19 protein-coding genes and 1 pseudogene are annotated in these 19,872 nt (G+C 67.2%); 14 read left to right on the top strand and 6 right to left on the bottom strand.

Annotation, left to right across the window (positions count from 1 at the left end; genetic code table 11):
* The first annotated feature begins 1 nt into the window (after position 1).
* Genes ACVWWN_RS19965 through ACVWWN_RS19955 form a run of 3 tightly spaced genes read left to right on the top strand, consistent with a single transcriptional unit; the run spans position 2 to position 2,330 of the window.
* Positions 2–538 (top strand): bifunctional adenosylcobinamide kinase/adenosylcobinamide-phosphate guanylyltransferase, encoded by a 537-nt coding sequence (locus ACVWWN_RS19965; RefSeq protein WP_457149196.1) that lies wholly within the window; start codon positions 2–4, stop codon positions 536–538.
* Entirely contained in the window at positions 535–1,602 is a 1,068-nt protein-coding gene (gene cobT, locus ACVWWN_RS19960; protein WP_457145390.1) for a nicotinate-nucleotide--dimethylbenzimidazole phosphoribosyltransferase, read from the top strand. Before ACVWWN_RS19965 ends, cobT begins: the two co-directional genes overlap by 4 nt.
* Entirely contained in the window at positions 1,599–2,330 is a 732-nt protein-coding gene (locus tag ACVWWN_RS19955; protein WP_457145389.1) for an adenosylcobinamide-GDP ribazoletransferase, read from the top strand. The genes cobT and ACVWWN_RS19955 overlap by 4 nt, the downstream gene beginning before the upstream one ends.
* A 4-nt stretch (positions 2,331–2,334) precedes the next feature.
* Here ACVWWN_RS19955 and ACVWWN_RS19950 read toward each other — a convergent pair whose 3' ends face one another.
* Positions 2,335–3,441, bottom strand: coding sequence for a branched-chain amino acid aminotransferase (locus tag ACVWWN_RS19950; protein WP_457145388.1), 1,107 nt, complete (start codon positions 3,439–3,441; stop codon positions 2,335–2,337).
* A 52-nt stretch (positions 3,442–3,493) separates the two neighbouring features.
* The gene (gene gcvT / locus ACVWWN_RS19945; RefSeq protein ID WP_457145387.1) at positions 3,494–4,603 is read right to left on the bottom strand and encodes a glycine cleavage system aminomethyltransferase GcvT; all 1,110 of its coding nucleotides are present in this window, start codon (positions 4,601–4,603) and stop codon (positions 3,494–3,496) included.
* Positions 4,604–4,844: 241 nt separating this feature from the next.
* Here gcvT and ACVWWN_RS19940 point away from each other — a divergent pair.
* Together ACVWWN_RS19940 and ACVWWN_RS19935 are read left to right on the top strand one after the other, a co-directional pair.
* Positions 4,845–5,146: pseudogene (locus tag ACVWWN_RS19940) on the top strand (adenylate/guanylate cyclase domain-containing protein); the annotation flags it as partial.
* 6 nt (positions 5,147–5,152) lie between these two features.
* Positions 5,153–6,676 carry a leucyl aminopeptidase gene (locus ACVWWN_RS19935; RefSeq protein ID WP_457145386.1) on the top strand — a complete coding sequence of 508 codons (1,524 nt, stop codon included), beginning with the start codon at positions 5,153–5,155 and terminating at the stop codon, positions 6,674–6,676.
* On the opposite strand, the gene ACVWWN_RS19930 is transcribed toward ACVWWN_RS19935, so the two are convergent.
* Together ACVWWN_RS19930 and ACVWWN_RS19925 are read right to left on the bottom strand one after the other, a co-directional pair.
* Positions 6,673–8,454, bottom strand: coding sequence for an SDR family oxidoreductase (locus ACVWWN_RS19930; protein WP_457145385.1), 1,782 nt, complete (start codon positions 8,452–8,454; stop codon positions 6,673–6,675). The two genes, ACVWWN_RS19935 and ACVWWN_RS19930, sit on opposite strands and share 4 nt — an antisense overlap.
* Positions 8,455–8,510: 56 nt before the next feature.
* Positions 8,511–8,867 (bottom strand): oxidoreductase, encoded by a 357-nt coding sequence (locus ACVWWN_RS19925; protein WP_457145384.1) that lies wholly within the window; start codon positions 8,865–8,867, stop codon positions 8,511–8,513.
* A 159-nt stretch (positions 8,868–9,026) separates the two neighbouring features.
* Between ACVWWN_RS19925 and sucB the strand changes: the two genes are divergently transcribed.
* From sucB to ACVWWN_RS19900, 5 genes are read left to right on the top strand one after another with little or no spacing between them, the layout of a single operon-like run.
* Positions 9,027–10,808, top strand: a complete 1,782-nt coding sequence (gene sucB / locus ACVWWN_RS19920; RefSeq protein WP_457145383.1) for a 2-oxoglutarate dehydrogenase, E2 component, dihydrolipoamide succinyltransferase — start codon at positions 9,027–9,029, stop codon at positions 10,806–10,808.
* Positions 10,809–10,812: 4 nt separating this feature from the next.
* Positions 10,813–11,721: a TIGR01777 family oxidoreductase gene (locus ACVWWN_RS19915; RefSeq protein ID WP_457145382.1), complete on the top strand. Its 909-nt coding sequence runs from the start codon at positions 10,813–10,815 to the stop codon at positions 11,719–11,721.
* An 18-nt stretch (positions 11,722–11,739) separates the two neighbouring features.
* Positions 11,740–12,414: a lipoyl(octanoyl) transferase LipB gene (gene lipB, locus ACVWWN_RS19910; RefSeq protein ID WP_457145381.1), complete on the top strand. Its 675-nt coding sequence runs from the start codon at positions 11,740–11,742 to the stop codon at positions 12,412–12,414.
* Positions 12,411–13,364, top strand: a complete 954-nt coding sequence (gene lipA, locus ACVWWN_RS19905; protein ID WP_457145380.1) for a lipoyl synthase — start codon at positions 12,411–12,413, stop codon at positions 13,362–13,364. The genes lipB and lipA overlap by 4 nt, the downstream gene beginning before the upstream one ends.
* 13 nt (positions 13,365–13,377) lie before the next feature.
* On the top strand, positions 13,378–14,130 hold the full coding sequence (locus ACVWWN_RS19900; RefSeq protein ID WP_457145379.1) for a DUF4191 domain-containing protein: 753 nt from the start codon (positions 13,378–13,380) through the stop codon (positions 14,128–14,130).
* Positions 14,131–14,136: 6 nt separating this feature from the next.
* On the opposite strand, the gene ACVWWN_RS19895 is transcribed toward ACVWWN_RS19900, so the two are convergent.
* Positions 14,137–14,619 (bottom strand): RDD family protein, encoded by a 483-nt coding sequence (locus ACVWWN_RS19895; RefSeq protein WP_457145378.1) that lies wholly within the window; start codon positions 14,617–14,619, stop codon positions 14,137–14,139.
* Between the two features lie 150 nt (positions 14,620–14,769).
* On the opposite strand from ACVWWN_RS19895, the gene glnA reads away from it, so the two are divergent.
* The 3 genes from glnA (at position 14,770) to ACVWWN_RS19880 (ending at position 18,185) form a co-directional block, all read left to right on the top strand.
* Entirely contained in the window at positions 14,770–16,206 is a 1,437-nt protein-coding gene (gene glnA / locus ACVWWN_RS19890; protein WP_457145377.1) for a type I glutamate--ammonia ligase, read from the top strand.
* Between the two features lie 803 nt (positions 16,207–17,009).
* Entirely contained in the window at positions 17,010–17,492 is a 483-nt protein-coding gene (locus tag ACVWWN_RS19885; RefSeq protein WP_457145376.1) for a DoxX family protein, read from the top strand.
* A 207-nt stretch (positions 17,493–17,699) separates the two neighbouring features.
* A complete protein-coding gene (locus tag ACVWWN_RS19880; protein WP_457145375.1) occupies positions 17,700–18,185 on the top strand; it encodes a MarR family winged helix-turn-helix transcriptional regulator in 486 nt (161 codons plus the stop codon).
* Positions 18,186–18,208: 23 nt separating this feature from the next.
* Here ACVWWN_RS19880 and ACVWWN_RS19875 read toward each other — a convergent pair whose 3' ends face one another.
* Positions 18,209–18,415: a hypothetical protein gene (locus ACVWWN_RS19875; protein ID WP_457145374.1), complete on the bottom strand. Its 207-nt coding sequence runs from the start codon at positions 18,413–18,415 to the stop codon at positions 18,209–18,211.
* 551 nt (positions 18,416–18,966) lie between these two features.
* Between ACVWWN_RS19875 and ACVWWN_RS19870 the strand changes: the two genes are divergently transcribed.
* Positions 18,967–19,785, top strand: coding sequence for a mycofactocin-coupled SDR family oxidoreductase (locus tag ACVWWN_RS19870; RefSeq protein WP_457149195.1), 819 nt, complete (start codon positions 18,967–18,969; stop codon positions 19,783–19,785).
* Positions 19,786–19,872: the final 87 nt, after the last annotated feature.

The following is a 19,872-nucleotide window of genomic DNA, read 5'->3' as shown; positions in this document are numbered from 1 at the left end:
GGTGCGGGTCCTCGTGCTCGGCGGCATCCGGTCGGGTAAATCTCAATACGCGGAGGCGGTCATCGCCGAGTCTGCCGGCGAGGCTCAGCCGGTGCGCTATCTCGCCACCGGTGCGGTTCCGGGTGATGACACCGATTGGTCGGCGCGCGTCGCCGCGCATCGCAGTCGTCGACCGCCGCATTGGTCGACTATCGAAACCGCCGATGTGGCAACGCAATTGCGGTCGGATACCGCCACGGCGACGATGGTCGACGATGTGGGCGGATGGTTGACCGCCGCGCTGGACCGCCGCGACGGCTGGAGTGGCGGGTCGGTCCGCACCGACGTCGACGAGCTGATCGACGCTGTCGAATCGTTCGGGTCCCCGCTTGCGCTGGTCAGCCCGGAGGTCGGATTGACCGTCGTGCCCGCGACCGAATCCGGTCGCCGGTTCGCCGATGAATTGGGCACGCTCAACCAGCAGTTGGCCCGGGTCTGCGACGGGGTGGTCCTGGTGATCGCCGGGCAGCCGCTGGTGGTGAAGGAGGCCGCGCGGTGACCGAATCTCCCCCCTTCCCCGCCGTCGATGCGCCGGATCCCGGGGCCGCCGCCGCGGCACGCGCCCGTCAGGACCGGCTGACCAAACCGCGCGGTGCCCTCGGCCGGCTGGAGGACCTGTCGGTGTGGGTGGCATCCTGCCAGGGCACCTGCCCGCCGCAGCAGTTCACCCGGCCGCGCGTGGTGGTGTTCGCCGGCGACCACGGTGTCGCCTCGGCGGGCGTCTCGGCGTATCCCCCTGAGGTCACCGGGCAGATGGTCGCGAACTTCGAGGCGGGCGGCGCGGCCATCAATGTGCTTGCCGAGTTGGCCGGGGCGAGCATGCGGGTGGTCGACATCGCGGTGGACGTCGAACGGCCGCTCTCGGAGCGAATCGGTGCCTACAAGGTGCGTCGCGGTAGCGGCAACATCGCGGTCGAAGACGCCCTGACTCCCGAGCAGACGGAGGCCGCGATCGAGGCCGGCCGGCACATCGCCGACGAAGAAGCCGATTCCGGCGCGGACCTGCTGATCGCCGGCGATATGGGAATCGGGAACACCACTGCCGCAACGACACTGATCGCCGCACTGACCGAAGCGGAACCAGTGGCGGTGGTCGGCCGCGGCACCGGAATCGACGATGTGGCGTGGGCGCGCAAGACCGCCGCCATCCGCGACGCGCTCTACCGCGCTCGCAGCGTGTCCGCGGATCCGGTTGCGCTGCTACGTATTTGCGGTGGCGCGGATCTGGCCGCGATGGCCGGCTTCCTCGCACAGGCCGCGGTGCGCCGCACACCGGTAATCCTGGACGGTGTGGTGGTGGCGGCATCGGCGCTCGTGGCTGAACGGTTGGCGCCGGGGGCCAGGGCGTGGTGGCAAGCGGGACACCGATCCACCGAACCGGCCCATATGCTGGCGCTGCAGTGGCTCGACCTGGAGCCGATCGTCGACATGCGGATGCGCCTCGGTGAGGGCACCGGCGCCGCCGTCGCGCTGCCGATCGTCCGGGCCGCGGTCGCCGTGCTGGCGTCGATGGCCACCTTCGACGAGGCCAGCGTCAGCGACGGTGAGCCCGCCTCGTCGTGATACGTTCGCTGGCAGGGGCTTTCGCGTTCGCCACCATTCTTCCGACGCCTGACGGGCGGACCGCTGTTGTGGGCCGCGGCGCCCTGAGCGCCCTGCCCGTGGTCGGTGTCGCGCTCGGCGCCCTGGCTGCCGCGGTGCTGTGCGCATCGTCGTGGGCGTTCGGCCCCGCCAGCCCGCTGGCGGGTGTGCTGACGGTGGCGATTCTGCTGATCGCCACCCGCGGCCTTCACATCGACGGGCTGGCCGACACCGCGGACGGGCTGGGCTGCTACGGCCCGCCGCGGCGGGCGCTGGAGGTGATGCGTGACGGCCGCGCCGGGCCGTTCGGGGTGGCGACCGTGGTGATGCTGCTCCTTGCGCAGTCGTTCGCGTACGCGCAGCTCGGCGTCATCGCCCTGATCGCCGCCGTGACCGCGGGCCGGGTGGCCGCGGTGCTGGCGTGCCGCCGGTCGGTGCCCGCCGCCGAGGGCAGCTCGCTCGGGTCGCGGGTGGCCGCCACCCAGCCGGTTGCCGTGGTGGCGGCGTGGATCGTCGCAGTCGCCATGCTGGCCGTCTTCGCGGGCCCGCGGCCGTGGCAGGGACCGGTGGCCGTGGCGGTTGCCCTGGCAGCGAGCGCGGCGCTGGTCGGGCACTGTGCGCGGCGGTTCGGCGGCATCACCGGCGATGTGCTGGGAGCTGCGATCGAGGTGACGACGACGGTGGCCGCGGTGGGTCTGGCGATCCGCTAGCCGTTCAGAACAGCCGGGTCATCCAGCCGTGGGTGTCGGCGAACATCCCGCGCTGGATTCCGGTCAACGTGTCGCGCAACGCCATCGTGATCTCACCCGGCTCACCGTCGGCGATGGCGAACCCGCCCTCGGCGTACTTGACGTGAGACACCGGGGTGATCACGGCGGCCGTGCCGCAGGCGAACACCTCGGTGATCTCACCGGCCGCGGACTTCTTCTGCCATTCGTCGACGTCGATCTTGCGCTCTTCGACGGCGAAGCCGGCATCAATTGCCAACTGCAGCAAGGAATTCCGAGTGATTCCAGGCAGCAGTGATCCCGACAGCTCCGGGGTGACCAGGCGCGCCGTTCCGCCGCTGCCGAACACGAAGAACAGGTTCATACCGCCCATCTCTTCGACGTAACGGCGCTCGATGGCATCCAGCCACACCACCTGATCGCATCCGTTGTCGGCGGCCTCGGCCTGCGCCAGCAGCGACGCGGCGTAATTTCCGCCGAACTTGGCCGCGCCGGTTCCGCCCGGCGAGGCACGCACGTATTCGTGAGACAGCCAGACGCTGACGGGCTTGATGCCGCGCGGGAAATATGCGCCGGCGGGCGAGCCGATCACCAGGTAGCGGTACTCCGAAGCCGGCCGCACACCGAGGCCGGGTTCGGTGGCGACGATGAAGGGCCGCAGATACAGCGACTCCTCCCCGCCCGCGGGGGGCACCCAGCGTTCATCGACGGCGATCAGTTGCCGAAGAGATTCGAGGAACGCTTCTTCGGGCAGTTCGGGGATGGCGATCCGGCGAGCCGACGAGCGCAGCCGGGCGGCGTTGGCCTCGGGGCGGAACGACACGATCGAGCCGTCCGCCCACCGATAGGCCTTGAGCCCCTCGAAAACTTCCTGCGCATAGTGCAGGACGATCGCCGACGGATCCAGCTCGATCGGCCCGTACGGAATCACCCGCGCGTCGTGCCAGCCCGTACCCGAGACGTAGTCGATCGACACCATGTGATCGGTGTGGAACCGGCCGAATCCGGGATTTGCCAGGATATCGGCCCGTACCTCATCGGTCGCCGGGTTCGCACTGCGCTCAACCGTGAACTCGAGGGGGCCGTCCGTCATGAGGCGATTGTATAACCGGCCGCACCGCGTTTTCTCCTCTCCGAACGGGCCCTTAGCGCGTCCGCGCCTGGACAAACGGCGGAGCCACCACCTCGCACTCCACTGCTCGGCCCCGTACGTCGACCGAGACCGTCCGGCCGTCGGCCACCTGGTGGCCGGTGTCCAGAAGCGCAAGCGCGATACCGGCTTTCAGGCTCGGAGAGAAGGTTCCCGATGTCGTCACCCCGATCGGGGTGTCGCCGTCGAGCACGGTCAGGTCGGGTCGAAGCACACCGCGACCGACCGCGCGCAGACCGCGCAGAAGCCGCCGGGGCCCGGCCTCCTTCTCAGCGAGAAGGGCCTCGCGGCCCCAGAACGCGTCCTTCTTCCAGCCGATGGCCCAGCCGCACCGCGCCTGCAGGGGCGAGATCTCCAGAGAAAGCTCGTGACCGTGCAACGGGTAGCCCATCTCGGTGCGCAGCGTGTCGCGAGCGCCGAGACCCGCGAGTGCGCCGCCGGCGGAGCCGACGGCCTCGACCAGCGCGTCGAACACCACCGGCGCTTGATCCCACGACGGCAGCAGCTCGTAGCCGTGTTCGCCGGTGTAACCAGTGCGGCACACCCGAACACCGGCACCGCGCAGTTCGGCATCCTCGTAGCCCATGTAGTCCATGTCTGTCGGCAGTCCCAGCCCGCCGACGACCTCGGCCGACTTGGGCCCCTGCACCGCCAGCACCGCATACGAGCGATGCTCGTCGGTGACGGTCAGCCCCGCGGGTGCGCGCTCGGCCAGCGCCGCGACGACCGCAGGTGTGTTCGCGGCGTTGGGCACCAGGAAGATCTCGTCGTCGGAGACGTAGTAGGCGATCAGGTCGTCGATGACGCCACCGGAATCGGTGCAGCACAACGTGTATTGCGCCTTGCCCGGCCCGATGCGACAGAGGTCGTTGGTCAGGGCCGAATTGACGTACTCGGCGGCGCCCGGCCCGCGCACCGAGGCCTTGCCGAGGTGGCTGACGTCGAAGAGCCCGACCGCATTGCGGGTCGCGGTGTGCTCACTCACCGTGCCGGCGTAGGAGACGGGCATCAGCCAGCCGGAGAACTCGGCGAAACTCGCGCCCAGTCGCCGATGACGGTCTTCGAGGGGGCCGTGCTGGATTTCGCTCGCCTGTGTTTCGCTCACGCCGAACCACCCTAATCCGACGGCGCTGCCGGCACACTTGCGCAGGTGGTCCGGTATACCGCCAGCGCAAGTTGCGGGTACTCGGCGCGACGATGGCCCGGCTGGCCGAGGCCGGCTCGACGGTGGTTCGCGTCGGGCAAGCCGACATCCGACACCACATCGCAAGCGCCCGAAGTACTTCGAGGATGTCATCCGGGACTCCACGCGAGCGTGATGTGTGGATCGGGTTCGCGGACCTGTCGTCGCCGATGTGGAGCACACCAACGGTGACCGCGTGGTCAGTTCATTGGCGACGAGGTGGTGTGGGTGACCTCGACACCGGAAGTGCTGGTCAGAGTCGCGGTGCCCTGGCCGAACACCTGCGGTCAACCACGCCGCCCGGCTGGCCGCGGCCGCGGCGCCCGGTCAGATCCTGGCCGGGTCCGACCTCCGCGATGAGCTCGCACCGACCTGTCGGCCATCCAGGAACCGTTGACGCTCAAGGGTTTCGACTCCCCGGTGACGGCCTATGACCTGTGCGGCGGCCCCCGAGTACTAGGGTGAACACTCGTGAGCCCAGCAAAACCCGGTTATCAGGCCCCCAGCGTCACCGTCGCCGGCACACTGCCGAAACGTGCCGAGGACGCCGTGTTGATCGTCCCGGTGGTCAGCGGTGACGACGACGATTCGACCGCGACAGTGGTCGCCAATCCCTTCCTCGACGCCGAGGCGACGGGTGAGATCGACGTCGCGCTCAAGGCACTCGGCGCCAAGGGCGGGGCCGACCAACTGACCAGGGTGCTCGCCCCGTCGCTGCCCGTCTCCAGCGTGCTCACCGTCGGACTCGGCAAGAGTCGCGACACGTGGACGGCCGATACGATCCGCCGCGCCGCAGGGGTGGCCGCGCGATCGCTGAACGGCACCGACACTGTTCTCACCACCCTCTCGGGCCTGGACCTGTCCGCCACGATCGAGGGGCTGATCCTCGGCGCGTACCGGTTCACCGATTTTCGCAGCGAGAAGACCGCCCCCAAGGACACGGGACTGCGCGCCATCACCGTCCTGACGGCCGATACGAAGACGAAGACCAAGGCGGAAGCGGCCCGGGCCGCCGCGATCGCCACCGCGGTGGCCACCGCCCGGGATCTGGTCAACACCCCGCCGAGCCACCTGTTCCCCGATGAATTCGCCAAGCGCGCAAGGGCTTTGGGCGAGGCGGCGGGCCTCGAAGTCGAGGTGCTCGATGACAAGGCGCTCGCCAAGGGGGGCTACGGCGGCGTGATCGGCGTGGGCAAGGGCTCGTCGCGGCCGCCGCGACTGGTGCGGCTCACCCACCGCGGGGGGAAGAACAAGAAGGCCAAGAAGGTCGCGCTGGTCGGCAAGGGCATCACCTTCGACACCGGCGGCATCTCCATCAAACCGGCCGCCAACATGCACCACATGACCTCCGATATGGGCGGGGCGGCGGCGGTCATCGCCACCGTCGTGCTGGCCGCCGAACAGAAGCTGCCCATCGACGTGATCGCCACCGTGCCGATGGCCGAGAACATGCCGTCGGCGACGGCGCAGCGTCCCGGCGACGTGCTGACCCAATACGGCGGCATCACCGTCGAGGTACTCAACACCGACGCCGAGGGCCGGCTGATCTTGGCCGATGCGATCGTGCGGGCCTGCGAAGACGGTCCGGACTACCTGATCGAGACGTCGACGCTGACCGGTGCGCAGACCGTCGCGCTGGGTGCCCGCACGCCCGGGGTGATGGGCAGCGACGAGTTCCGTGACCGGGTCGCCGAACTGTCGCAGGCCGTGGGTGAGAACGGCTGGGCGATGCCGTTGCCCGAGGAACTCAAGGACGACCTCAAGTCGCCGGTGGCCGATCTGGCCAACGTGAGCGGTTCGCGGTTCGCCGGCATGCTGGTGGCCGGCACCTACCTGCGCGAGTTCGTCGCCGACGGCGTGGCCTGGGCCCACATCGACGTCGCCGGCCCGGCATACAACTCCGGCGGACCGTGGGGATACACCGGCAAGGGGGGCACCGGCGTGCCGACTCGCACCATGTTCGCGGTTCTCGAGGACATCGCAATGAACGGCTAGAGAATGTTTCCTCCACGCGCGCTGCTGCGCATGGCCGGCGGCAGCAGGTGCGCCGCCCCGTAGACGAAGTACGCCTCAGGGGCGACCGGCCGGATCGGCTTGTTCTTCTTCACCGCTGACACGATCGCCTTGGCGACCTTGTCAGGGCCGTAGCGGCGCGCTGCGAACGCCTTCTGGGCCAGCTTGCGCCGTCCCTCCATCTCGTCCTGCCTGCCGACGGGTCCGTGGAACCGCGCGGTGTTGACGATGTCGGTGTCGATCACCCCGGGACAGACGGTCGTCAGACCGATTCCGGCGGTGTCGAGTTCCGCCCGCAGACAATCCGAGAACATGTAGACGGCGGCCTTGGACGTGCAGTACGCGTTCATCGAATTGACCGGCGCGTATGCCGCCATCGAGGCCACGTTGACGATGTGGCCACCGGTACCGCGCTCGACGAGGCGGCGGCCGAACGACCGGCAGCCGTTCACGACGCCGCCGAAGTTGACGTCGAGCACCCGGTCGAACTCTTCGGCGGGGGTGTCCAGGAAGAAGCCGGCCTGTCCCACTCCGGCGTTGTTCACCACGACGTCCGGCACCCCGTGCTCGGCGCAGATCTCGTCGGCGAACCGTTCGACCGCCTCGGCGTCGGCGACATCGAGGGTGTACGCGTGCGCGACTCCGCCACGCGCGGCGACCTGGGCTGCGGTGTCCTTCACGCCCGCTTCGTCGATGTCGCTGATCACCACCTCGGCACCCTCACGGGCGAAGGCCAGCGCGGTTTCGCGCCCGATGCCGCTTCCCGCTCCGGTGACCGAAACCAGAGTGTCGCTGAAGTATTCGCGCGGGCGGCCGACCTGCGCCCGCAAGAGACCTCGACTGGCCGGCTGTCCGCCGAGGAAGTCGACGAGTTCGCGTACCGATTGCGCCAGCACCTGTGGATGCGAGAACGGCGACCAGTGGCCGGCCCGGACGTCGCGGCGCCACAGCCGCGGCACCCACCGCGATTCGAAGTCGTATCCGTACGGCATGATCACCGGATCGTCGGTGTTGACGATCAGCTGCACCGGCACACTGACGTGATGATCGCGCCTGACGACCGCACCGGATCGTAACCCGTTGGCGCGGTAGATCTTCAGCCCGTTCGCTGCATCGGCGTTGATGTCGCCGTAGTGAATCTGGTCGCGGCGAGCGCCACGCGCGTAGGCGTGCTGGATCCACCGCCCGAGGCCGGACCGCATCAAGGCGGGCGTCAGCAGCGGGATCGAGAACGGAATCCAGTACGACAGCCTCGATGCCAGTGCCATGCCGCGAAGGAACTGGACCGGCCGATACGGGCGGGCCAGGCGCTCCCGGATGAGCGCACCGTAGTGATCGGCGCTCGGTCCCGACACCGAGGTGAACGACGCGATCCGGTCGGCGGCGCCGGCTCGCGCCAGGTACTCCCAGACCCCGACCGAACCCCAGTCGTGGGCCAGCACGTGGACCGGATCGGCGGGGCTCAACGCGGTGATCACCGCTTCGAAGTCGTCGGCGAACCGCGGCATGATGTAGGCCTTTACGGGCGTGGGCACCGATGACCCGCCCGCACCGCGGTTGTCGTAGCTGACGATCCGGAACCGGTCGGCCAGCAGCGGAACGACGCCGTCCCACATCACATGTGAGTTCGGCCACCCGTGCACGAGTACCAGCGTCGGGCCGTCGGGATTGCCCTGCTCGTACACGGCGAGCCGAACCCCGTCGCCGCTGTCGACGAACCGCTGCGCCGGCACGCCGGCCTTCTCACCAAACACTGCCATCAGGCCTCCGATTACTGTGACTGTGAGTAGTCAATACCCGAGTGCCGGTAGTAACCTCAGCGCTCCTCGAGTTCCTCGCGGGCGGCGCGCCTGCGCTCGATCCGCTTCCGCTCGTCGTAGTCGCGCATGCGCTGCGGATAACCGACCTTCTGCACGTCGTAGACCGGAATCTGGAGCCGTTCGTTCAGCCGCCGGGCGCCGGCGTCTCCCCCGGCCCTGCGGCGGGTCCACTCGCCGTCGGCGGCCACCAGTACGACGGTGACCTCGGTGACCGTGGTCTTCGGTTCGACGAACGCCTCTACGCCGGTGTGCTGGGCGACCCACTGGCGGAGGTAGGCCAGATCGGCGGCCGGATCGTGGCCGGCCGCTTTGCGCGCCGAACCGCGGCCGCGAAACTTATCGAACAGTCCCACGCCGGCCGTACTCCCTTCAATCACCTCCTTCGATAGTGCCAGAGGCGCGAGTCCGCAGGTCTGCGGCGAGGCGCGCGAGCAGACGTGAAAGGATGGCATCCGACATTCGGACCGGTACTACGTGACTGACCGTTCAAGGGAGCGAGGGAGTCGATACCTATGGCCATCTCTGTTCAGATGCCCGCACTTGGTGAGAGCGTCACTGAGGGCACTGTCACCCGCTGGCTGAAGCAAGAGGGCGACACGGTCGAACAGGATGAGCCACTGCTCGAGGTCTCCACGGACAAGGTCGACACCGAGATTCCCTCACCCGCGGCGGGCGTGCTGAAGAAGATCGTCGCCCAGGAGGACGACACCGTCGAGGTCGGCGGTGAGCTCGCGGTGATCGGCGAGGCGGGCGAGGAGGGGGGCGACACCGAAGACGCCGGTGATACCGGCGACGCAGCAGAGGAGAAGCCCGCCGAAGAGCCTGCTGCCCAACCAGAACCGGCCGCCGAAGAAGAAGAGGCGCCCACAGAGCCTGAGGCCGAGTCCAAGCCGGCCGCGCAGTCGTCGGGCTCGTCGACGCCGGTCAAGATGCCCGAACTGGGTGAGTCCGTCACCGAGGGCACCGTGACGCGGTGGCTGAAGAAGGTGGGCGACAGCGTCGAGGTGGACGAGCCGCTGGTCGAGGTGTCCACCGACAAGGTCGACACCGAAATTCCCTCGCCGGTGGCCGGAACGCTTCTCTCCATCACCGCCGAGGAGGATGACACCGTTCCCGTCGGCGGCGAACTGGGCAAGATCGGCGAGGCCGGCGCGGGAGATTCAGCGAAGGATTCAGCCCGGGACGCAGCGGAGACCCAAAAAGCGCCCGAAAAGAGGCCCGCCCCGAAGCCGGAGCCGCAACCCGAACCAGAAACAAAGCCCGAGCCCGAGCCCGAGCCCAAGTCGGAGCCCAAGCCCGAACCCAAGCCACAAGCCGCTCCCGCGGCCGAGGCGCCATCGGGCGGTGCCACCGACGGCAGCCCGTATGTCACCCCGTTGGTGCGAAAGCTGGCGACGGAGAACAACGTCGACCTCGCGTCGGTCAAGGGCACCGGCGTCGGTGGGCGCATCCGCAAGCAGGACGTGCTCGCGGCGGCAGAGTCGAACAAGGCCCCGGCCGCGGCGCCGGCGGCGGCCCCCGCGAAGTCGCCTGCAGCGGCGGCGCCGACGCCCGCACCGGCGCTGGCACACCTGCGCGGCACCACCCAGAAGGTCAACCGGATCCGTCAGATCACCGCCAAGAAGACCCGCGAATCTCTGCAGACCACAGCGCAACTGACGCAGACCCACGAGGTCGACCTGACGAAGATCGTGGCGCTGCGGGCCAGGGCGAAGGCGAGCTTCGCCGAGCGAGAGGGCGTCAACCTGACGTTCCTGCCGTTCTTTGCCGTCGCGGTGATCGATGCGCTGAAGACACATCCGAACGTCAACGCCAGCTACAACGAGGATTCCAAGGAGATCACCTACTACGACGCCGAGCACCTCGGCTTCGCCGTCGACACCGAGCAGGGCCTGCTCTCGCCGGTGGTGCACAACGCCGGTGATCTGTCGCTGGCCGGTCTGGCGCGGGCCATCGCCGACATCGCGGCACGCGCCCGGTCGGGCAACCTCAAGCCCGACGAGTTGTCCGGCGGCACGTTCACCATCACCAACATCGGCAGCCAGGGCGCGCTCTTCGACACCCCGATCCTGGTGCCGCCGCAGGCGGCGATGCTGGGCACCGGCGCGATCGTCAAGCGGCCACGGGTGATCGTCGACGAATCCGGCAACGAGTCGATCGGTGTTCGTTCAGTGGCCTACCTGCCGCTGACCTACGACCACCGGCTCATCGACGGCGCGGACGCGGGACGCTTCTTGACCACCGTCAAGCGCCGGCTCGAAGAGGCTGCGTTCGAGGCCGATCTGGGACTCTGAGCCAGTGGCCGCCGCCGTCGTCGCGATCGCGGGGTCCTCTGGGCTGATCGGTTCGGCGTTGGTGTCGGCGTTGCGTTCCGCGGACCACCGGGTGGTGCGGATCGTTCGCCGGGCACCCTCCAGTGCCGACGAGGTGTTCTGGAACCCCGACACCGGCGAGTTCGATTCCGCTGCGCTGCAGGGCGTGGATGCCGTGGTGAACCTGTGCGGTGCCAGCGTCGGCGCCAAGCGGTGGTCGGGAGCCTTCAAACAGAGCTTGCGCGACAGCCGGATCGGGCCGACCGAGGTGCTGTCCGCGGCGGTGGTCGAGGCCGGGGTTCCGGTGTTGATCAACGCCAGCGCGGTCGGCTACTACGGGGACACCGGTGGCCGCACCGTCGACGAAACCGCGCCCCCCGGGGAGGACTTCCTGGCGCAGCTATGCCAGGACTGGGAAGCGGCCACCTCGCCTGCCGGCCGGGACGGCGCCAGGGTCGTGATGGTGCGCACCGGCGTGGTGATGGCGCCGTCGGGCGGCATGCTGGCCCGCATCAAGCCGATGTTCGCCTTGGGGCTGGGCGCGAGGCTGGGCAACGGCCGTCAGTACCTGCCGTGGATCAGCCTCGAGGACGAGGTGCGGGCGCTGCTGTTCGCGATCTCGCACACCGAGCTGTCCGGCCCGGTGAACTTCACGGGTCCGGCGCCGGTGACCAACGCCGAGTTCACCGCGGCGCTGGGCCGCGCGGTGAACCGCCCGACGCCGATGAGCGTGCCTGGGTTCGCGCTGCGCACCGTCCTCGGCGAGTTCGCCGACGAAGGCCTGCTCAGCGGCCAACGAGCCATCCCGGCCATGCTGGAGCGGGAGGGCTTCACCTTCCACCACAACACCATCGGCGAGGCGCTGTCCTACTCGACTGCGCCGAAAGACATGTAGGCGGGTACGGTCGGCGACATGGAGGTATCCATCCGGTCCGCCACCACCGCGATCGAGGTGAGGCGGCTCGGCACGGTCGATTACCGGGACGCCTGGCAGTTGCAGCGCGACCTGGCCGATGCCCGCGTCGCCGGCGGTCCGGACACCCTGCTCCTGCTGGAGCATCCGTCGGTCTACACCGCGGGCAAGCGCACCAAACCCCACGAGCGGCCGCTCGATGGCACGCCCGTGGTCGACACCGACCGTGGCGGCAAGATCACCTGGCACGGCCCCGGACAGCTGGTCGGATATCCGATCGTCGGACTGGCCGAGCCGCTTGATGTGGTGAATTTCGTTCGGCGCCTTGAAGAATCACTGATCAAGGTCTGTGCGGACTTAGGCCTGGAGGCGGCCCGCGTCGAGGGTCGCTCCGGCGTGTGGGTGCCGCCCGGCAGAGGGCGGCCCGCGCGCAAGGTCGCCGCGATCGGCATCCGGGTGTCGCGCGCCACGACGCTGCACGGCTTCGCGCTGAACTGCGACTGCGACCTGACCGCGTTCTCCTCGATCGTGCCGTGCGGTATCTCCGATGCCGGCGTCACGTCGCTGACCGCCGAACTCGGCCGCCCGGTGGGCGTGAAGGACGTGCTGGCGCCGGTCACCGAGGCGGTGTGTGACGCGCTCGACGGTCGGCTGGTAGTAGCCTTGACACAGTGACAGTCGCTCCCGAAGGCCGAAAGCTGCTGCGTCTCGAGGTTCGTAACGCCGAGACGCCGATCGAGCGCAAGCCGCCCTGGATCAAGACCCGCGCGAAGATGGGCCCCGAGTACCAGGAACTCAAGGCGCTGGTGCGTCGCGAGGGCCTGCACACCGTGTGCGAGGAAGCCGGCTGCCCCAACATCTACGAATGCTGGGAGGACCGCGAGGCCACCTTCCTGATCGGTGGCGAACAGTGCACCCGCCGCTGCGATTTCTGCCAGATCGACACCGGCAAACCGGCCGAGCTGGACCGCGACGAGCCGCGGCGGGTCGCGGAGAGCGTCCAGGCAATGGGCCTTCGCTACTCCACCGTCACCGGTGTGGCACGCGACGACCTTCCCGACGGCGGAGCGTGGCTGTACGCCCAGACCGTGCGGGCGATCAAGAAACTGAATCCGAACACCGGCGTCGAGTTGCTGATCCCGGATTTCAATGCCGAACCCGAGTTGCTCGAGCAGGTCTTCGAGTCTCGCCCAGAAGTGTTGGCGCACAACGTCGAAACGGTCCCGCGAATCTTCAAGCGCATCCGACCTGCGTTTCGCTACGAGCGAAGCCTCGGAGTGCTCACCGCGGCCCGTGACTACGGCCTGGTCACCAAGAGCAACCTGATCCTCGGTATGGGTGAGACGCCCGACGAGGTGCGAACCGCGCTGACCGACCTGCACGCGGCGGGCTGCGACATCGTCACGATCACCCAGTACCTGCGCCCCTCGGTGCGTCATCACCCGGTGGAGCGGTGGGTGCATCCGGAGGAGTTCGTCGAGCACGAGCGGTTTGCGCAGTCCCTTGGATTCGCCGGGGTGCTGGCCGGACCGCTGGTTCGTTCGTCCTATCGGGCCGGCAGGCTGTATACCCGAGCGGCGGCGTCGCGTCCTTCGGGAGCCGCAGCGGCGGCGACATCAGACTAAGTATCCTGAACAAATGGCTAAATCCCGCAATCCCGCGGCCACGAAGGCAGCCAAGGCCGAGGCCAAAGCCGCCCGCAAGGCGGCCTCCAAGCAGCGCCGCAGCCAACTGTGGCAGGCGTTCCAGATGCAGCGCAAAGAGGACAAGCGGCTGCTGCCGTACATGATCGGCGCGTTCATCCTGATCGTGGCCGTCGCGGTGGCTGTCGGAATCATCGCGGGCGGCTTCACCGGATACATGATGATCCCGCTCGGCGTGGTGCTCGGCGCGCTGGTCGCCTTCATCATCTTCGGCAGGCGGGCGCAGAAGTCGGTCTATCGCAAGGCCGACGGGCAGACCGGCGCGGCCGCCTGGGCGCTGGATAATCTGCGCGGCAAGTGGCGGGTCACCCCTGGTGTCGCGGCGACCGGCCACTTCGATGCGGTGCACCGGGTGATCGGTCGTCCGGGTGTCATCTTCGTCGGCGAAGGGTCGGCGGCGCGGGTCAAGCCCCTCCTCGCGCAGGAGAAGAAGCGCACCGCACGCCTGATCGGCGACACCCCGATCTACGACGTTGTCGTCGGCAATGGCGAGGGCGAGGTGCCGCTGGCCAAGCTGGAAAAGCACCTCACCAAGTTGCCGGCGAACATCACGGTCAAGCAGATGGACGCGCTGGAATCCCGGCTGGCCGCGCTGGGCACCAAGGTCGGCCCGGCGGCGATGCCCAAGGGACCGATGCCGTCGGCCGCGAAGATGCGCGGCGTGCAGCGCACCGTCCGCAGGAAGTGATCGGGCTCAGCGCCGCACCACCGCGGTATTCGTGAACCGGTCCTGATAACCACGCAGATCGCGGTCGGTGAACAACGCCGGAATCACGAGAAACACCAGCAACCCGCGCACGGTGGCCCGGCCGATTCCGACATGCATGCGGTAGTCAATGGATGCGACTCGCAGTCCCAGCGCCAGTTGGCCGGGTGTGAAGCCGAACAGCCGGACCGAGACGATGCCCAGGACGATCCACACGACCGCGATGGCCGTCGACCCCAGTCGGGTGTAGAGGAAGTCCTGTTGGCTGATGAGGCCGAACGGCACAGCCAGCCCCACCAGTCCGTAGGCGATGAACCAGTCGATGAGTAGCGCGGCGATGCGCCTGCCGAAGCGGGCGATGGATCCCGAGCCCGTCTTGGGCAACCCAAGCCGTTCGCCGGGATAGTCATGGGGTCCGAGATCGCTGCCGGGGTCCGACCCCGACATCCACGATCCCGCAGTGCGGGCCATACTGACAGGATATGCGGGCTCCATTCGGAGCCGGTCGAGGGTCGTGAGCGCGAAATTGCGTAACTTCGGCGCAACATGCGGTTGACTGCCGCGCAACATCGTGTCCATAGCGTCATCCCGCGGGTTAACAAGACACAAGGAGAGTTCCCAGTGGCAGACAAGACGGCCGACGACGTCATGAAGCAGATCAAGGACGAGGAAGTCGAATACGTCGACATCCGGTTCTGCGATCTCCCTGGCGTCGTCCAGCACTTCTCGATCCCAGCGGCGGCGTTCGACGACAGCGTCTTCGAGGACGGATTGGCGTTTGACGGCTCGTCGGTGCGCGGCTTCCAGTCCATCCACGAGTCGGACATGATGCTGCTGCCCGATCCCGAAACGGCGCGCATCGATCCGTTCCGCGAAGCCAAGACACTGAACCTGAACTTCTTCGTGCACGATCCGTTCACCCGTGAGGCCTACTCGCGCGACCCGCGCAACGTGGCTCGAAAAGCGGAGAATTACCTGGCCAGCACCGGGATCGCGGACACCTGCTTCTTCGGCGCGGAGGCCGAGTTCTACATCTTCGACTCGGTCAGCTTCGACTCGAAAATGAACGGCACGTTCTACGAGATCGACTCTGAAGCCGGCTGGTGGAACACCGGCGAGCAGTTCGAGGCCGACGGCAGCCCCAACCGCGGCTACAAGGTCCGGCCCAAGGGCGGCTACTTCCCCGTCGCGCCGTATGACCACTACGTCGACCTGCGCGACCAGATGTGCACCAACCTGCAGAATGCCGGCTTCGTCCTAGAGCGCGGTCACCACGAAGTGGGCACCGCCGGTCAGGCCGAAATCAACTACAAGTTCAACACCCTGCTGCACGCCGCCGACGACCTGGTGCTGTTCAAGTACATCATCAAGAACACCGCGTGGCAGGCGGGCAAAACCGTGACCTTCATGCCCAAGCCGCTCTTCGGTGACAACGGGTCGGGCATGCACGCCCACCAGTCGCTGTGGAAGGACGGCCAGCCGCTGTTCCATGACGAGTCCGGCTACGCCGGCCTGTCGGACACGGCGCGTCACTACATCGGCGGAATCCTGCACCACGCCCCGTCGCTGCTGGCGTTCACCAACCCGACGGTGAACTCCTACAAGCGGCTGGTGCCGGGCTACGAGGCCCCGATCAACCTGGTGTACAGCCAGCGCAACCGGTCGGCATGTGTCCGCATCCCGATCACGGGCAACAACCCGAAGGCCAAGCGGCTGGAGTTCCGCTGCCCCGACAGCTCGGGCAACCCGTACCTGGCATTCGCGGCGATGATGATGGCCGGTCTGGACGGGATCAAGAAGAAGATGGAGCCCCAGGCCCCGGTGGACAAGGACCTCTACGAGTTGCCGCCGGACGAGGCGGCCAGCATCCCGCAGGCGCCCACCTCGCTTGGGGCGGTGATCGACCGCCTCGAGGAAGATCACGAGTACCTCACCGAGGGAGGCGTGTTCACCGAGGACCTGATCGAGACGTGGATCTCCTTCAAGCGCGAGAACGAGATCCTGCCGGTGCAGATCCGTCCGCATCCCTACGAGATCGCGTTGTACTACGACGTGTAATTCCGACCGGGTCCATCCGCTCCGTGATCACCGCACCGATTGCCGAGCGGGTGGACTCGTCGGCCGACCACCGACGCCCATACGTGTCAGTCACCCCACCGCCGTTCGCAGTAGTCGTTGCGGTACCCCCCGACCAAGTGCCGTAGTCGACTACTGCATGCGGTTCCCTCGGCGCGCCCGAGGATCGGTGCTGTGAGTAGTCGAAGCTCGCGGTCATCGATAGGAGAACCACACATGCTCAAGAAACTGGTTCTCACCGCGGCGGCTGCGGCAGCCGTGTCTGTTCCACTCGCCGGAGGGGTATGGGCCGACCGCCCGTCCGACCGGGGTTCCAGCCACCCGGGCGCCCCCAACAACGATAACGGGATAGGTCAGGGGGGCGTCCCAAAGGTGGCCGCCGGTTTACTCGACAGTGCAGGGGCCCCGAACCCGAACGGGCGTGGAAACCCGGTTCCTGTCGGCAAGGTGTATTCGACCATCGCAAAGAGGACGGCGACGTTCCTGACGGCGTTGCGATTTTCGTGAACAACTTTTACGAAACGTATGGCGGTATTCCGAACCCGGGCTTTTGGCCCCACCCCTTCAGGGATAGCCACGAAGACTTTCACACCCGGGTGCTCCAGCGGTCATACCGCAACCCTGGGGGACGGTCGATCTGCAACTGAAAGCACGGTGCGTGCCGATCTCGGGCCAGGGGTCAGGTCTCGATCCGGCCTTTCGTGTGGGTAACGACTACGTTTTGGTCTGATGACCATGGGGGCGAGCTGTGAAACTGCTGCGAGCCTCGGCGTAAGGTCTGGCTCATGACTGCCAACCTGGACACGCGCTTGGCAAGCTACTCCTCGCCTGTGCTGAGCGCCTTCCGCATCATCTTCGGACTGCTCTACATGCTGCACGGCACCATGAAGCTGTTCGGCTGGCCCGTCGGCACCGCGGCGCCGACCGGAGCCTGGCCGTTCTGGTTCGCCGGGGTGATCGAGACCGTTCTCGGTCTGTTGATCGTGATCGGCCTGTTCACCCGCATCGCGGCGTTCCTCGCCTCCGGTGAGATGGCCTTCGCCTACTTCTATCAGCACTGGCCGCCGCTCAAAGGCGGAGGCATGGCGAGCTTCTGGCCGTTCGGCGCCCAAACCGGCGGAAATGGCGGCGAGCTGGCGATCATGTTTTGCTTCGCATTCCTGCTCATTGCGACCGCGGGCGCAGGCACGTTGTCGGCCGACGCACGGCGGCGCCCGAGGGCGGCTGTCGGAGCTCCCGCCGGACGCCTCCGCCGGCTACGACGTTAGCCGCAACGCGCCACTGATCGTTCACGGACGCAGCAACTTTCACCACGATCGCCAACAGGTCGGCCGCGGCGGTCCATTGAATTCGTCACAACGGCCGACGCATCAGCCCAGGTTTCGATGTAGGAAGCGATTGCGCCATGCCGCCCCTGATCGGATCCCGGCGCCCGATATGGTGGCTGATCACACAATGTGACAGTGGAGGCGCGGTTGACAAACGGGGAGGGCGGCAGAGGCAACGACCTGGGCGTGCTGGCCGGGCGACTCCTCTTCGCCGTGCAGGGCGAACTGTTCGATCGCCTGCATGAGGAGGGGTTCGCCGACATCGTTCCCCGCCACGGCGCGGTATTGGCCTATCTTCGCCCGGAGGGTGTCCGGGCGACGGACGTGGCACGCTTGTCCGGGCAGCTCAAGCAGGTCGTCGGGGTGATAATCGACGACCTCGAGGCCTTGGGCTATGTCAAACGCAAACCCGATCCCGCGGATCGCCGCGCCAAGCTGGTGGTGCCGACGGCCCGTGGACGCAGGCAGATGGATGCGGCCGATTCGATCATGGCCGACATCATGAACCGCCATGCGGCCAACCTCGGTGCCACGAAGTTTCGCCGGTTCCTGGTCGATTTCCGAACGGTCATCGACCATCAGCGCGCGATGACGCTGGACGCCGCCGTGGAGTCGGACCGGCGTGACCGATGACGTCACGTAGTCGCCCAGCGTCATCACCACGATGGTTGCAAGGGCACCACAGTCGGTAGCTGACAGATGCCGACGGTCCCTTGGCCCTGGTCGCTGTCGACCCTGAACGTACCGCCGAGAGCCTCCACCGGGTCGCGCAGGCCGGTGATACCGGAGCCAGCGGCGTTCGCGCCGCCGGTGCCGTCGTCACGGACCGATACATGCAACCCGCCGCCGCCCGGCGTAGGCATGGATACCTCCGTCGGCATGACCGAGCGTCGACCGAGTGCCAGGAGCGCGTACCGAGGCCGGCCTCGGACAGGACGGTGGGGTGTATCCCGTGGGCGATTTCACGGAGTCCTTCCCAACGGTGGCGAGGTCCGTGCCGTACTCGGCCGCGGTCCGTAGGCGCAACGCGACGAACCGTTGCTGTGAACCATCGTGCAAATCGCGAACCCCCAGAGTGACGGCATCGAACACGGTATTCCAGGTCTGCGCCATCGGCAACAAGCATCGCAATACGGCGCAGCGAGGCGTCGGTTTCACGCAATCGATCGCGATCGTCGGCCGTCATCGGTGCCATGTCTCCCTACCCCTACACCTGACACCACCGTACGTACCACTATACCGATCTCAATTCCTGCCTATGACGCTGCTTATACCGGAGGTTTGAATACCCAAGCGCTTCTTTCCGGTACGGAAATACCGGTCGTGCGGGTCAATTTATTCACCACGGTTGCCTATATCGCGAATGAAACTGGCGCAGAGACTGATTCGACAACTCGATACGTTGGAGGGTGGTATGGGCTTGCTCGATGACAAGGTGGCTTTCATCACCGGCGCTGCACGAGGACAGGGGCGAAGTCACGCTGTTCGATTCGCAGAAGAAGGTGCAGACATCGTCGCGATCGACCTGTGTGACCAGATTGATTCGATCCCGTATCGGTTGGCCACCGTCGAGGACTTGAATGAGACGGCGAAAGCTGTTGAAGCGCTTGACCGCACTGTCATTGCGCGGATAGCCGACGTGCGTGATGGGCCTGCGTTGCACCGGGTTGTGTCCGAGGCAACGAGTGCTCTCGGCCCGATCGACATTGTCGTCGCCAATGCCGGAATCGCCGCGGCCGGCGCAAAGGCCAACTCCGAAAAGGTGTTTCGTGACATCGTCGAGGTCAACCTGACCGGCGTATGGAATACCGTCATGGCGGCCGCACCCAGCATGCAGGAGGCGGGCAAGGGCGGAGCTATCGTCATCATCAGTTCCACCCAAGGCTTCAAAGGCACCGGTGGTGACGGCACCGCCGCGCATTGCGCCTACAGCGCTACCAAACATGGCGCCGTCGGCTTGATGCGGTCATTCGCGCACTGGCTGGCCCAAGACGGCATCCGCGTCAACACCGTGCACCCGACCGGCGTCGAGACGCCGATGATCATGAATGAGGCAGTCGGCAGGTTCATGGCCGACAATCCGCAGGCGGCCGAAGCGACCGTCAACCTACTTCCGGTTTCGATGCTTAAGCCGGCGGACGTCAGCGATGCGCTCCTTTGGCTCGTGAGCGATCACGCGAGGTATGTCACCGGAGTGACCCTGCCGGTCGATGCGGGTTTCAGCGCACGATGAACACACTCGAAGTGAATACAACAATCGTCATCAGCACCTAGTGGTGTGTCCTGTAATTAATTGATGATTCCTTGGTAGGCTTCACGC

Source organism: Mycobacterium sp. URHB0021 (assembly GCF_054057895.1).
Note: the sequence above shows the minus strand (reverse complement) of the source record. Positions and strands in the feature narration are given on the sequence as shown.